Genomic DNA, 13,073 nt, shown 5'->3' on the forward strand with positions numbered 1-13,073 from the left:
GATCATTTTTACCACAGATAGCATGCTGGGGCATGCCGTCGCGGCTAGCTGCAGTCCGCCATCGCCACGCCATCTGCCGCGGCGGCCATGACCAGCCAGCAGACGCCAGCGTTGCCATGTCTGCCGACCGCCAGCCACAGACAGCGGCACTTATCGATTGTCCGCGATATTTATTACTAATATTTAAATGTCAATTAAACATACTGTCAACGCAGGGCGGCTTGCATCTGGCATAGTCATCTAATAGGTATAGCCCGCTTTGGCACAAGTATTTGTAACAGCTGCATTTTTCCCATGCACAATGAAAAAAGCTGCCGAAGCAGCTTGCCATGCCATACCAGAGCAACACCCGCCTTAAGACCCGCTAACAAAACCCCCGCTCCTGCGTTGCGCCTCCTTGCCGTACTTTTTGTACTGTCTGCGTCGGCGCGCCTTGGCCCGGGTTCTCTACGAGGTTTTGTTAGCCGCTCTAAGCTGTCAGCTCACCCGCCTGCTGTTCCTGTTGTAGATGCCACATTTCCGCATAACGCCCGCCATGCTCGATCAGCTCACGGTGGCTACCCCGCTCCAGCACCCGGCCATCTTCCATCACGATGATCTGGTCGGCATCGACAATGGTGGACAGGCGGTGGGCGATGATCAGGGTGGTACGATTGGCCGAGATGGCAGCCAGCTCTTGCTGGATGGCTTTCTCGGTACGCGAATCCAGCGCGCTGGTGGCCTCGTCAAAGATCAGGATGGGCGGGTTTTTCAGGATGGTGCGGGCAATGGCCACCCGCTGCTTTTCACCACCGGACAGTTTCAGCCCGCGCTCGCCCACCTGGGTGTCGTAACCATCGGGCAGACTCATCACAAAGTCGTGAATATGCGCCGAACGCGCTGCTTCCATCACCTCGTCACGGCTGGCATCCGGCCGGCCATAGGCAATGTTGTAATAGATGCTGTCGTTAAACAGCACGGTATCCTGGGGCACGATGCCGATATGGCTGCGCAGGCTATCCTGTCGCAACTGACGGATATCGGTGCCGTTGATACTGATGCTGCCGCGGCCCACATCATAAAAACGGAATAACAGGCGCGACAATGTGGATTTGCCAGCACCACTGGCGCCCACCACGGCCAGCGAGCTGCCCGCCGGAATCTCGAAATTCAGGCCATGCAAAATGGTGCGCTTGCTGTCGTAGCCAAACTCCACGCCAGCAAAACGGATGCTGGCCTGGCGCGTGTCCAGCTGCTGCGCAGCAGGTGCGTCATCCACTTCCTGATTGGTGGACAGCAGGCCGAACATGCGTTCGATATCCGCCAGCGAATGCTTGATCTCGCGATAGACAAAGCCCAGGAAGTTCAGCGGTGCATACAACTGGGTGATGAAGGTGGCCACCAGCACCACATCGCCAACCGTCATGCTGTGATTCACCACACCACGCGCGGCCAGCACCATGATCAGGGTGACACCACTGGCAATGATGATGCCCTGCCCGGCATTGAGCATGGACAGCGAAACCTGGTTCTTGATGGCAGAGGCTTCCCAGGCCGCCAGATTGCGGTCATAGCGCGCCTCTTCGTAGGCTTCGTTATTGAAGTACTTGACGGTTTCGTAATTGATCAGCGCATCGATGGCCTTGGCATTGGCCTTGGAATCCAGATCATTCATGCTGCGGCGGAACACCGTGCGCCATTCGGTCACCAGCAGGGTGAACACGATGTAGATGGCAATGGTGGCCAGCGTGACCACGGCGAATTCCCAGGCATAGCGGCGGAACAGAATGGCCGCCACCATGCCGATTTCCAGCAGGGTGGGCAGGATGTTGAACACGGTGAAATTAAGCAGGAAGCCAATGCCCTTGGTTCCGCGTTCGATGTCGCGGCTCATGCCGCCCGTCTGGCGCTCCAGATGAAAACGCAGCGACAGGCGGAACAGGTGCTGGAACACACTGCGCGCCACGCTGCGCACCGCTCCCTGGATGACCCGGGCAAACACTGCATCGCGCAGCTCGCCCAGTACACTGGAAGTGAGCCTGGCCAGGCCATAGCCGACCAGCGCCATCACCGGCACCGCCAGCAGGGTGGCCGGTACGGAGAGTTGATCGACGATGTCCTTCAGATAGAGCGGCACCGTGACCGCCGCCACCTTGGCCAGAATCATGCAGGCCAGCGCCAATATTACCCGGCCCTTGAAAGCCCACAGATAAGGCAGCAGCGTCTTGAGGGTTTGCCAGTCGTTGCGATTGGCAGGAGCCGGACCGCTATGGGTGAAGCGCATGGAAACTACCTGTCGGTATGCCGGCCAGCGCCGGCGCGAAAATGGATGAGCAAAGCCGCCAGCTGGCGGCTCTGGCAAGATACGGCAGCAGGTCCCGGCGGCATCAATGCAGCACGCGCGGTGCCACCAGCGTCATTTCGGGAATGCTGACATCGAAACGCTTGCCGTCGTCGGCCAGCATCTGGTAGCTGCCGCGCATGGAGCCATAAGGGGTTTTCAGATGCGTGGCACTGCTGTATTCAAAGGACTGGCCCGGCTCCAGCCGTGGCTGCTCGCCCACCACGCCCATGCCGCGCACTTCCTGTTCCTGATTATTGGCATCGACAATAATCCAGTGGCGGCTGACCAGTTGGGCGGGCTCGCTGCCGGTATTGGTCAGGCGGATGCGATAAGCGAACACATAAACATCGGTCGCCACGTTCGATTGCTCGGCGATGTAATGCGGCTCGGCCTCCACCTCTATCTGGTAGGTTTTGTCTGGCATGCTGTTTTCCTTGTGCTGTTGTACTGCATTTTATCCCGCCTTTGGCCTTGGGCGCGGTAGAATAAACGCCATTTCATGACCCCATCCGTGTTTGCAAGGTAGACCATGCGCAACTTCCGTATTGCCCCCAGCCTCCTTTCCGCCGATTTCGCCTGTCTGGGCCAGGAGGTACGCGATGTCATCGCCGCCGGAGCCGACATCATCCACTTCGATGTCATGGACAATCACTATGTGCCGAACCTGACAGTCGGCCCCCTGGTATGTGAAGCCATCCGCCCGCATACACAAGCCCCCATCGACGTGCACCTGATGGTGAAGCCGGTGGACAGCCTGGCGCCGATGTTTGCCAAGGCCGGCGCCGACATCATCACCTTCCACCCGGAAGCATCCGAACACATCGACCGCACCCTGGGCCTGATCAAGGAATCCGGCTGCAAGGCTGGCCTGGTCTTCAACCCGGCCACCTCGCTGTCCTACCTTGACCATGTCATGGACAAGATAGACATGGTGCTGATCATGTCGGTGAATCCGGGCTTTGGCGGCCAGTCTTTCATTCCGCATGCGCTGGAAAAAGTGCGCGCGGCACGCCAGCGCATCGACGAGTATACCGCCAAGCATGGCGGCGAGATCTGGCTGGAAGTAGACGGCGGCATCAAGGTCGACAATATCGCTGCCGTCGCTGCCGCCGGCGCTGACACCTTTGTTGCCGGCTCGGCCATTTACGGCCAGCCGGACTATCAGGCGGTGATTGCCGCCATGCGTGCCGAACTGGCCAAGGTAGCCTGATGCAAGCGGCCATCGTCACCGGCGCCTCGCGTGGACTGGGGCTGGCCCTGTGTGCCGAGTTACTGCAGCGCGGCTTTGTGGTGGTGGGGCTGGCCAGACAGCATAGCGAGCAGTTTCGCCAGTTGGCACAGCAATATCCGCAACAGCTGCATTACCTGCGCGCCGACATGGCCGACAGCCCTGCCCTGCACGGCCTGCTGGCCGAAGCCTTGCAACTGCTGCCCATGCAGGCTGTCCGGCAATTACTGCTGATCAACAATGCCGGCGTAGTCATGCCCATCGCCAGCGCTGGCTTCTACCCGACAGCCGAGTTGACGCAGGCCATTGCCATCAACCTGACGGCTCCCATGCTGCTGACCGATGCCCTGCTGCGGCTGAGCGACGAGCTGGACTGCCAGCTGCGCATTCTGTGCATCTCATCGGGAGCGGCGGTCAAAGCCTATCCCGGCTGGGGCGTCTACGGCAGCAGCAAGGCCGGGCTTGACCACTTCTGCCGCCATGTGGCGGAAGAGCAGCAAGCCTGCGCCAACCCGGCACTGATTGCCGCCGTGTATCCCGGCGTGGTGGATACCGACATGCAGGCACATATCCGCGACAGCGACCCGGCGCAGTTCCCCAACAAGGAACGGTTCGATGAGCTTAAGCGCACAGGCAGCCTGAGCACGCCACAACAGGCCGCCCGCCAGTTGGCCGACCATCTGCTCAGCGCAGACTTCGGCCGCGACCCCGTACTCGACATCCGCCATTTGCCGGACCCAGCCCAGAACTGATATTCCAGACCTGACATCGTATGAATCTGAAACACATCAAAGCCGTCGCCTTCGATCTGGACGGCACCCTGGTTGACTCCATTCCCGACCTGGCCGCTGCGGCCAATGCCATGCGCCAGCATCTGGGCCTGCCGGCCCTGGCCGAGATGCGCATACAGGAGCATGTCGGTGACGGCATTGCCAGCCTGGTACACCGTGCCATTACCGATGAACGCCACGGCGAGGCGGCTGCCGCTCTGTGGGAGCAGGGTTTCAGCTTTTTCGTGCGCTATTATCACGATCACCTGAGCGACAACACCCGCGTCTATCCCGGTGTGCGCGATGGCCTGGCCTTGCTGCGCGCCCTGCAACTGCCGCTGGTGGTGGTCACCAACAAATCGGAATACCTGGCCGTGCCGCTGCTGCAGCAACTGGAGCTGCGCGATGCCTTCAGCCTGGTGATCGGCGGCGATACCCTGGCCGAGAAAAAACCCTCGGCCCTGCCACTGCAGCATGTCTGCGAGGTGCTGGGCATCAACAGCAGCGAACTGGCCATGGTGGGCGACTCCGAAAACGACATCCTGTCCGCCCGCGCGGCCGGTGCTGCGGCCCTCGCCGTCAGCTATGGCTATGCTGATGCCAGCACGCTGCAGGCCGATCTGGTCATCGGCAATCTTGCCGAACTGTACGATTTGATGAAAAATAACTGACCACTACAACATTCAATACGGATTGCATCTGCATCATGACTATCCTGCCCGCACCGGCCAGTTGGCGATGGCAACGCTAAGCCACACCCTGTTTACTTCTTTCGCTTTCCATCCGGTTTCAAGGTAGCTCACTCATGACGCATGACACATTCGACCAGCTGGCCGCAGCTGGTTACAACCGTATTCCGGTAACGCTGGAACTGTTCGCCGACCTGGACACCCCGCTGTCGGTCTATCTCAAACTGGCCAATCAGCCTTACTCCTACCTGCTGGAATCGGTAGTGGGTGGCGAGCGTTTTGGCCGCTACTCCTTTATCGGCCTGCCTGCCACCACGCGCCTGCGCGTCAATGCCAACAAGGTACAGGTAGAATACGGTGACAAGGTGATCGAGCAGTTCGAAGGCGACCCGCTGGCCTTTATCGAAGCCTTCCAGCAGCGCTTTAGCGCACCGCCGGTCGCCGGCCTGCCACGCTTTACCGGTGGCCTGGTCGGCTATTTCGGCTACGACACCATCCGCTATGTGGAAAAACGCCTGGCGGCCACCCGCAAGCCAGATGCCATTGGCACGCCGGATATCCTGCTGATGGTGTCAGAAGAACTGGCGGTGGTGGACAATCTGTCGGGCAAGCTCTATCTGATTGTCTACGCCGACCCAGCCGTACCCAATGCGCTGGCCAAGGCGGAAAGCCGGCTCGGCCAGCTGCGCGCCCGCCTGCGCGAACCAATGGATATTCCTCTGTCACTGCCCTCCCAGCCCAGCAAGGCGGTGTCCGAATATGGTCAGGAAGAGTTCAAGCAGGCTGTCGCGCAATGCAAGCAGTACATCGTCGATGGCGACATCATGCAGGTGGTGCTGTCGCAGCGCATGCAGATGCCCTACAGCGACTCGCCACTGTCGCTGTATCGTGCCCTGCGCAGCCTGAACCCCTCGCCTTATATGTTCTTCTACCATTTCGACGACTTCCATGTTGTCGGCTCCTCGCCGGAAATCCTGGTACGGCGCGAGCAGGAAACCGTCACCGTACGCCCGATTGCCGGCACCCGTGTGCGCGGCAAGAACCGCGAGGAAGATGAGGCCCTGGCCGAAGAACTGCTGGCCGACCCCAAGGAAATTGCCGAGCACGTGATGCTGATGGACCTGGGCCGCAATGATATCGGCCGCGTCGCCAACACCGGCAGCGTCAACATCACCGACAATATGGTGATCGAACGTTATTCCCACGTAATGCACATCGTTTCCAGCGTGGAAGGCAGCGTCAAGCCGGAAGTGTCCAATATCGACATCCTCAAGGCCACCTTCCCGGCCGGCACCCTGTCCGGAGCGCCGAAAGTGCGGGCCATGGAAATCATCGACGAGTTCGAACCCACCAAGCGCGGCGTGTATGGCGGTGCCGTGGGTTACCTGGGTTTCAATGGCGACATGGATCTGGCCATCGCCATCCGCACTGCCGTGGTCAAGAACAAGATGCTGTACGTGCAATCCGGGGCCGGCATCGTGGCCGACTCGGTCCCCGAATCGGAATGGCAGGAAACCCAGAACAAGGCCCGCGCGGTGATTCGCGCTGCCGAGCTGGCACAAGCAGGACTGGATGCCTGAACCAGCAATCATACCTTGCAGCAAACAATGCAAACCCCGCCACGGCGGGGTTTGTCATGTTGTATGCAGTGTTTGCTGCAAGGACTGACGCACCCCTGTGCGCAACAGAAACAGAAACACGGTCATCATCGGGATAGTTATCATCGGCCACGCCACCAAGCGAAACAGCAAGATATCGAATCCGGGAAACCATGCATCTCCCATTATGGAAAACCATAAAGTGGCTGATACCATGGATACCGTAATCTTATTCAGACAAATAAACAGAATTTCGCTTGCAGAAATGCTTTCCAATCCAACATATAACATCATTGAAAAAAACAGACCCGCCAAAAAATAAAATATCGAATCCAAAAACATATACAACATCCATGCAACACTCTCCGATTCCAGATACAGTAGCAAAACCTTGCAGCAGCACCCAATCAGCAAAATGACCATGCCTTTACGAAAACCCAAGACAACACCTGCCAAATAGACAAATTCACTACTCATATTAAATACAACATTATTAAAAACAAAACAACATACAGCCAAAGTGACGCTGACAAGCATCATCAAAATAAACATCAGCAATGCATAATCTCGCCGAAAAAATCCAGGAGCAACGAATGAAACAAATGCCTCCAAAATGCCACTCCTTGACATTACAAACAAAACACACATCAACAAGAATTGCAATATTACATAAGGATAAGATTGAACAATATAGTTAAAGTGATACTGGAACAACATAAACAAATCACTCAATTGGTACATATCATCACTCCAATGTGGCAGCAATATCCAGTTGTGCCTGGCATTGCAAATCATCAAACAGTCAATCCCTCACCGTAAGAAAATTTTTTAGAAACTACGCCAAACAGGATGCTTGCCATTATCGGCGTGATCGCATTGATTGATAAAATTGCAAATCTATCCTCTGTCAGGATGGCAATAAATCAGAAAGTTCTTGGAATGAGTCATTGTCAAGCAACGCTGACCGGCAAGGCAGTAGCACATTCAGCAGCGGCAGGAAGGCAGAAGCGGGTATAATCTTTCAGTCAAGCTCGTACGCCGCCATATGCCATTCCTTATCCGACACAGCGAGACTGAGACTGACCGACCATCAAAGAGAAGACCCGTTTACATGACCCGTTCGTTCAGCATATTCCGCACCCTCAGCCTTGCCCTGACGCTTGCCGCCGCCCTGCCGGCCCAGGCAGGCAATAACGAAGACCTGCTTGCCGCACGCGAAGCCTATCGCAGCAACGACCTTGGCAAGCTGGCCAGCATCGCGGCAGCCATGCCGGCCAGCTACGCACTGCACGACTACCCGTCCTACTGGCTCACCCTCAAAGCACTGGACCGTGATAACGATGGCCAGGTAGTGGGCTTCCTCAATACCGTGCGCGAAGGCTGGATGCCGGAAAAAATCCGCAATGAGTGGCTGAAAAAACTGGGCAAGCGCGAAGACTGGGGCAGCTTCTCCGCGGAGTGGAAAAAGCTGCCGGAAGAGGCAAGGGATGAAGAATCCACCTGCTACGGGCAATTGCAAGACCTGCGCCAGGGCAGGAAGCCGGATGATCTCAACCGCTTTCTCGAGATGCGCCCCGCTCCCGATGGCTGCAACCAGTTGCTGACGGCCGCCGCGGCCCAAGGCATGCTCAGCCAGGACTGGCTGTGGCGGCGGGTGCGCCTGCTGCTGGCCGGCAATTACCTCAGCCAGGCACGCCAGCTGGCTGATGCCACCAATTTGCCGCTGGACAATGCGGCACTGAGCAATCCGGCTGCCGCCAGTCCGGCTACGGCCGGCGGCCAGGAAGCCATTCTCTATGGCATCGTCAGCAAGGCACGCAGTGACAGCAATGCAGCAGTCAGCCGCCTGCTCAGCGTGGAAGGCGCGCTGAGCAAGGACCGCAGCGGCTTTGCCTGGGGACAGCTGGCCCTGCTGTCGGCGCGCAAGCAACTGATGGCGCAGGCGCTGCAATGGTATGCCAAGGCCGACCCGCAGCAATTGACCACCGAACAATGGGAATGGTGGGCGCGTGCGGCCTTGCGTGGCGAACAGTGGGCGCAGCTGGAACAGATCACCCGCGCCATGCCCGCAGCCGTGGCCAGCAAGCCAGCATGGCAATACTGGCGCGCGCGCAGCCTGAAACAGCTGGGCCGCGGCAGTGAAGCACCCGCACTGTTTGCCAAGGCCAGTATCGGCCATCATTACTACGCCTTGCTGTCGCTGGAAGAACTGGGCAATGCGTTGTCCACCCCGGCCAGCAAAACCGGCCCCAGTGCTGCCGACATCAGCGCCATGCGCGCCAATCCGGCCATCCAGCGCGCACTGGCCTTGCTGGACATCAGCAATAGCGCGGGCAAGCCGGAGTTGCGCAGCGATGCCCAACGCGAATGGCGCTGGGCCATGCGCGGCCGCAATGACATGGAGCTGCTGGCCGCAGCAGAAATCGGCCGCCGCGAAGCGTTTTACGACATGGCCATCTACAGTGCCGAGCGCACCAAGGAAGAACACGATTATTCGCTGCGCTACCTCACACCCTATCGCGACATCACCCAGCGTTATGCCCGCCAGCTGGATGTGGACGATGCCTGGGTCTATGGCCTGATCCGCCAGGAAAGCCGCTTCATCATCGCCGCCCGCTCCGGCGTGGGGGCTTCCGGCCTGATGCAGCTGATGCCGGCCACCGCCAAATGGGTGGCCAAGAAGATGGGGCTGACCAGCTATTCGGTCACCGATATCGACACCAATGTGCAACTGGGCACCTGGTATCTGCGCTATGTCCGCGACAGCCTGTCCGGCAACGAAGTCATGGCCACCGCTGCCTATAATGCAGGGCCGGGACGCGCCCGCGCCTGGCAGGATGGCCGCCCGCTGGACGGGACCATCTATGCGGAAACCATTCCCTTCGGCGAAACGCGCGACTATGTGCAAAAGGTCATGGCCAATGCCGCTTACTATGCCAGCACCTTCGGCCATGCCAATATTTCACTGAAGACCCGCATGGGCACGATTCCGGCACGCTGAAACACCGCAGCACAAGGAGAAAGCAATGCATGATCGACGTATCTGCCTGATCGGCGGCAGTGGCTTCATCGGCAGCTATATTGCAGAACGGCTGGCCGAGCAGGAAGCCGCGCTGACCATCGCCACCCGCAATCGCGACCGCAACAAGGCCGCGCTCATCGTCCTGCCCAAGACCGAAGTGGTTTCCACCAATGTGCATCACCCGCTGGCCTTGCAACAGCTGCTGGCCGGCCACGACACGGTGATCAGCATGGTGGGCATCCTGCACGGCACGCGCAAGGCCTTTGAACATGCCCATGTCGAGCTGCTGGACAAGATCATCGCCAGTTGCCACAAGCAGGGGATACGCCGTCTGCTGCATATCAGCGCACTGGGTGCCGATGTCAACGCACCCAGCGACTACCAGCAAACCAAGGGCATCGCCGAGCAACGACTGCGGGAAAGCGGACTGGACTGGACCATTCTGCGGCCGTCGGTGGTGTTCGGGCGGGGCGACAGCTTTCTCACCCTGTTTGCCGGGCTGCTGGACAAACTACCCGTGCTGCCACTGGCCGGTGCCAACACCCGCTTTGCCCCGGTATGGGCCGATGACCTGGCGCGCGCCGTGGTCGCCTGCCTGCAAAACCCGCACAGTGTGGGTCAGAGCCTGGACCTGACCGGCCCGCGCAGCTATACCCTGGCTGAACTGGTGCACTATGTGGGCCGGCTGCGCGGCACGCCGCGCCCGGTCATCGGCCTGCCGCAAGGCCTGGCCATGCTGCAGGCCGGACTGATGGAGCTGCTGCCCGGCCCCACCCTGATGAGCCGCGACAATGTGCGCTCGCTGGCCGTGGACAATGTCAGCCCGCAGCCCTTCCCCAGCGCCCTGCTCGGCTTTGCCCCCACCGCGCTGGAAGTGGTGGCCCCCCATTACCTGGGCCAGGATGAATTCAATCTCATCCTGTCTGATTACCGCAGGGAAGCCGCTCGCTGATGCAGGTCTATATTGTCGGCGGCGCCGTGCGCGACCGCCTGCTTGGCCTGCCGGTCAAGGACCGGGACTGGGTGGTGGTGGGTGCCAGTGTCGAAAGCATGCTGCAACAGGGCTACAAGCCGGTGGGCAAGGATTTCCCGGTATTCCTGCACCCGCACAGCCATGAAGAATACGCACTGGCACGCACCGAGCGCAAAACCGGCAAGGGCTACCATGGCTTTGCCTTTCACGCCGATGAAAGCGTCACCCTGGAGCAGGACCTGGCGCGGCGCGACCTCACCATCAATGCCATGGCCCAGGACCAGCATGGCCAGCTGATCGACCCCTACCACGGCCAGCAGGACCTGCGCGACGGGATACTGCGCCATGTCAGCCCGGCCTTTGCCGAAGATCCGGTCCGCATTCTGCGCTTGGCGCGCTTCGCCGCCCGTTTCGGTTTTAGCGTTGCTCCGGAAACCATGCAGCTGATGCAGGGCATGGTGGCCGCCGGCGAGGTGGACGCGCTGGTGGCCGAGCGGGTGTGGCAGGAAATGGCCAAGGCGCTGCTGGAAGACAAACCGTCACGATTTTTCCTGATCTTGCGCGAATGTGGCGCGCTGCAACGCATTCTGCCGGAAGTCGACGCCTTGTTCGGCGTGCCGCAACGGGCCGACTATCACCCGGAAATCGACACCGGCGACCATGTGATGCGGGTGATCGACACCGCCGCCAGCATGCAGCAGCCACTGGCGGTACGCTTTGCCGCCCTGACCCATGACCTGGGCAAGGCACTGACCCCGGTCGACATCCTGCCGCGACATATCGGACACGAGGCCCGCGGTGAAAAACCCTTGCTGGCATTATGTGAACGGCTGCGGGTTCCGGCGGAATGCCGTGACCTGGCGCGCATCACGGTGCTCAATCACACCAAGATTCATTGCACCGGCGACATGAAACCGGCCACCATTCTGCGCCTGTTCAAGGATTGTGATGCCCTGCGCCGACCGGAACGTTTCCGCCAGATGCTGTGTGCCGTACTGGCCGATGCCCGTGGCCGTTTGCATTTTGAAGACTGTGCCTACCCGCAAGTGGACTGGATGGAAGGCATGCTGCAAGCGGCACTGGAGGTAGATGCCGGTGCCATTGCCCGCAGCTGCAGCGAGCCGCGGCAGATCGCCGCCGCCGTCGACCATGCCCGCAGCCAGGCCATCGCCAGGGCGCGCCTAGCGCTTGGCCTGCCCGACAAAACCTAATGCAGTCATGCTGAACCAGCCGCACACCCCACGGAGAATGCGATGAAAACCTGTCTGAGCCTGATCTTGCTGGCCTTGAGCGCCAGCGCCCTGGCCAATTCCGCCTGCGACAAACCCAGGAATGATTTTGACGGTCTGTACTGCCTGAACAAGGTGTATAGCCAGGCCGACAAAGACCTTAACGAAAGCTATGGCGAACTGGCCAAGATGCTGGATGCCGAAGGCAGAAAACAATTGAAAAACAGCCAGTTGAGCTGGATTCGCCAGCGCAACGCCGATTGCAGCTACAGCGATCAGCGCGGCTTTTTTGTCAACCTGGATTGCGCTACCCGCACCACCATCGACCGCCTGCAATTCATCAATGACCGCAAGCGCGAGTGCAAGAGTGCCGGCTGCATGAACAGCAAGCTGCAATAAGCGCGCTGGCAAAGCCTCACCCCCCCCACGGACCAAGGCCCACCGACGCCGACAGTACCAGGGGTAGCGCATGCAGGGGCAAAGCGGCAGCGGGGTGGTCAGCGAGCACCAATCCCCTGCCCGCCTCCCGGCGGCAGGGTTGGTTCATGGCCTGCCGGCGGCCGGCACCGCCTGGCAGCGCGCAGCACCCGCAGCCACGGCCCGCGCCAGCTTGAGCGTCACCGCCGGCTGCGCCAGCCGCGCTTCTTCAGCCGGATTGACGATCACCCCATGCTCGACCAGCACCGCCGGCTGGGTCGCCGTTTTCAGCACCACCAGATCATCAAACCAGTAAATCCCCAGTGCCGCGTCTGCCAGCGGCCGGTTTTCACCGGCAATGGCTTCGGCGTGATGCAGGGTTGGTCGCTCACCTGCCTCCTGCAGCGACAGTGCAATCTGCCGGGCGCAGGCCAGGCTCAGCTCGGCAAAGGGGTTCTTGCGCGAAACAAACAGCGAGTAACCCTGAAACCGTCCGGCCTCAGACAGGTATTGTGGCTGTACCGAATCATGATGCACCGACAGCAGCAATTGCCGCCCCTGCGCCTGCAGGGTGCGTTCGCTCAATTGCCGGATATCGCCTGCCGCACCAATCAGTTGCACCTCGACTCCACGCTGACGCAACTGCTCGGCCAGCAGCAAGGCCATGCGCCGGTTGAAGCTGAACTCGGTCTGGCCGCTGGCACTGCGCGCACCGGGCGCAGCCAGCGAATGGCCCACATCCACCGCCACGCTTTGCACGCTCTGCGCCAGCGCCGGCAGGGCCAGGCCAAGCAGCAGGGTGAGGCTCCAGCACAGTTTCATCG

12 protein-coding genes are annotated in these 13,073 nt (G+C 59.9%); 8 read left to right on the plus strand and 4 right to left on the minus strand.

Annotated elements, in window-relative coordinates:
* Nucleotides 1–469: 469 nt before the first annotated feature.
* Together DFR38_RS09350 and apaG are read right to left on the minus strand one after the other, a co-directional pair.
* Nucleotides 470–2,263 (minus strand): ABCB family ABC transporter ATP-binding protein/permease, encoded by a 1,794-nt coding sequence (locus DFR38_RS09350; RefSeq protein ID WP_059284995.1) that lies wholly within the window; start codon nt 2,261–2,263, stop codon nt 470–472.
* Nucleotides 2,264–2,366: 103 nt separating this feature from the next.
* Nucleotides 2,367–2,747 (minus strand): Co2+/Mg2+ efflux protein ApaG, encoded by a 381-nt coding sequence (apaG, locus tag DFR38_RS09355; RefSeq protein ID WP_059284994.1) that lies wholly within the window; start codon nt 2,745–2,747, stop codon nt 2,367–2,369.
* Between the two features lie 105 nt (nt 2,748–2,852).
* On the opposite strand from apaG, the gene rpe reads away from it, so the two are divergent.
* The 4 genes from rpe to trpE all read left to right on the plus strand — a co-directional run bounded on the left by rpe (nt 2,853) and on the right by trpE (nt 6,590).
* On the plus strand, nt 2,853–3,533 hold the full coding sequence (rpe, locus tag DFR38_RS09360) for a ribulose-phosphate 3-epimerase (protein ID WP_059284993.1): 681 nt from the start codon (nt 2,853–2,855) through the stop codon (nt 3,531–3,533).
* Nucleotides 3,533–4,303, plus strand: coding sequence for an SDR family NAD(P)-dependent oxidoreductase (locus DFR38_RS09365; protein ID WP_059284992.1), 771 nt, complete (start codon nt 3,533–3,535; stop codon nt 4,301–4,303). Before rpe ends, DFR38_RS09365 begins: the two co-directional genes overlap by 1 nt.
* 20 nt (nt 4,304–4,323) lie before the next feature.
* Nucleotides 4,324–4,992: a phosphoglycolate phosphatase gene (locus DFR38_RS09370; RefSeq protein WP_059284991.1), complete on the plus strand. Its 669-nt coding sequence runs from the start codon at nt 4,324–4,326 to the stop codon at nt 4,990–4,992.
* Nucleotides 4,993–5,126: 134 nt separating this feature from the next.
* On the plus strand, nt 5,127–6,590 hold the full coding sequence (gene trpE, locus DFR38_RS09375; protein WP_059284990.1) for an anthranilate synthase component I: 1,464 nt from the start codon (nt 5,127–5,129) through the stop codon (nt 6,588–6,590).
* A gap of 54 nt (nt 6,591–6,644) precedes the next feature.
* Here trpE and DFR38_RS09380 read toward each other — a convergent pair whose 3' ends face one another.
* Nucleotides 6,645–7,349 (minus strand): hypothetical protein, encoded by a 705-nt coding sequence (locus DFR38_RS09380; RefSeq protein WP_059284989.1) that lies wholly within the window; start codon nt 7,347–7,349, stop codon nt 6,645–6,647.
* A gap of 370 nt (nt 7,350–7,719) precedes the next feature.
* Here DFR38_RS09380 and DFR38_RS09385 point away from each other — a divergent pair, with 370 nt between their 5' ends.
* Genes DFR38_RS09385 through DFR38_RS09400 form a run of 4 tightly spaced genes read left to right on the plus strand, consistent with a single transcriptional unit; the run spans nt 7,720 to nt 12,231 of the window.
* Nucleotides 7,720–9,609 (plus strand): lytic transglycosylase domain-containing protein, encoded by a 1,890-nt coding sequence (locus DFR38_RS09385; RefSeq protein WP_059284988.1) that lies wholly within the window; start codon nt 7,720–7,722, stop codon nt 9,607–9,609.
* 25 nt (nt 9,610–9,634) lie between these two features.
* Nucleotides 9,635–10,582, plus strand: a complete 948-nt coding sequence (locus tag DFR38_RS09390) for a complex I NDUFA9 subunit family protein (RefSeq protein WP_110313315.1) — start codon at nt 9,635–9,637, stop codon at nt 10,580–10,582.
* Complete coding sequence (locus DFR38_RS09395) at nt 10,582–11,814, plus strand: multifunctional CCA addition/repair protein (RefSeq protein WP_110313316.1); 1,233 nt, start codon at nt 10,582–10,584, stop codon at nt 11,812–11,814. Before DFR38_RS09390 ends, DFR38_RS09395 begins: the two co-directional genes overlap by 1 nt.
* 42 nt (nt 11,815–11,856) lie before the next feature.
* A complete protein-coding gene (locus tag DFR38_RS09400) occupies nt 11,857–12,231 on the plus strand; it encodes a lysozyme inhibitor LprI family protein (protein ID WP_110313317.1) in 375 nt (124 codons plus the stop codon).
* 144 nt (nt 12,232–12,375) lie between these two features.
* Here DFR38_RS09400 and DFR38_RS09405 read toward each other — a convergent pair whose 3' ends face one another.
* Complete coding sequence (locus DFR38_RS09405) at nt 12,376–13,071, minus strand: N-acetylmuramoyl-L-alanine amidase family protein (protein ID WP_110313318.1); 696 nt, start codon at nt 13,069–13,071, stop codon at nt 12,376–12,378.
* Between the last annotated feature and the right edge of the window lie 2 nt (nt 13,072–13,073).

It is taken from the genome of Aquitalea magnusonii (assembly GCF_003202035.1).
GTDB lineage: Bacteria > Pseudomonadota > Gammaproteobacteria > Burkholderiales > Chromobacteriaceae > Aquitalea > Aquitalea magnusonii.